The organism is Flaviaestuariibacter terrae (assembly GCF_054777635.1).
In genome coordinates, this window is sequence record NZ_BAAHAL010000015.1 from 1 (window position 1) to 1,183 (window position 1,183).

A 1,183-nucleotide genomic window follows, 5' to 3' on the forward strand; every position below is an offset into this window, starting at 1 on the left:
CCCACAGGAAGAGAAAACAATAGTGATTCCGTTAGTAGTGGCGAGCGAACGCGGATGAGGCTAAACCAGTGGTGTGTGATAGCCGGCGGGCGTTGCATCTCTGGGGTTGCGGGACTTTCCGTATCAGTTCTGCCGGGCTGGTGAAGTGAGTGCAGGCGTATAGGTGAACGGGTTTGAAGGCCCGACCGGAGTGGGTGAGAGTCCCGTAGCTGTAATGCGTGCTGCCGCTTGGAGAGTATCCCAAGTAGTACGGGGCCCGAGAAATCCCGTGCGAATCTGCCAGGACCACCTGGTAAGCCTAAATACTCCCTGATGACCGATAGCGGACCAGTACCGTGAGGGAAAGGTGAAAAGTACCCCGGGAGGGGAGTGAAATAGTACCTGAAACCGTGTGCCTACAATCCGTCAGAGCAGGCTTGTTCCTGTGATGGCGTGCCTTTTGAAGAATGAGCCTGCGAGTTAGTGTTACGTCGCGAGGTTAACCCGTGTGGGGAAGCCGTAGCGAAAGCGAGTCTGAATAGGGCGAGTGAGTGGCGTGATCTAGACCCGAAGCGAAGTGATCTACCCATGGCCAGGTTGAAGCGACGGTAAGACGTCGTGGAGGACCGAACCCACTTCAGTTGAAAATGGAGGGGATGAGCTGTGGGTAGGGGTGAAAGGCCAATCAAACTTCGTGATAGCTGGTTCTCCCCGAAATGCATTTAGGTGCAGCGTTGCGTGTTTCTTGCCGGAGGTAGAGCTACTGGATGGCCGATGGGCCCTACAAGGTTACTGACGTCAGCCAAACTCCGAATGCCGGTAAGTGAGAGCGCAGCAGTGAGACTGTGGGGGATAAGCTTCATAGTCGAGAGGGAAACAGCCCAGACCACCAACTAAGGCCCCTAAGCGTGTGCTAAGTGGGAAAGGATGTGGAGTTGCTCAGACAACCAGGAGGTTGGCTTAGAAGCAGCCATCCTTGAAAGAGTGCGTAATAGCTCACTGGTCAAGTGATTCCGCGCCGACAATGTAGCGGGGCTCAAGTACACCGCCGAAGTTGTGGATTTCAAATATTAGCCAAGCCGCCCCTTGTGGGTTGGTTCAGGCGTTTGGAGTGGTAGGGGAGCGTCGTGTGGGCAGTGAAGTCGCGGTGTAAACCAGCGGTGGAGCCTACACGAGTGAGAATGCAGGCATGAGTAGCGAAAGA

The 1,183-nt window shown here is 55.1% G+C and carries 1 rRNA gene; it reads left to right on the top strand.

Features of this window, described 5'->3' with window-relative positions:
* Window positions 1-1,183: ribosomal RNA gene (locus ACYU7Z_RS16395) — 23S ribosomal RNA — on the top strand; the annotation flags it as partial.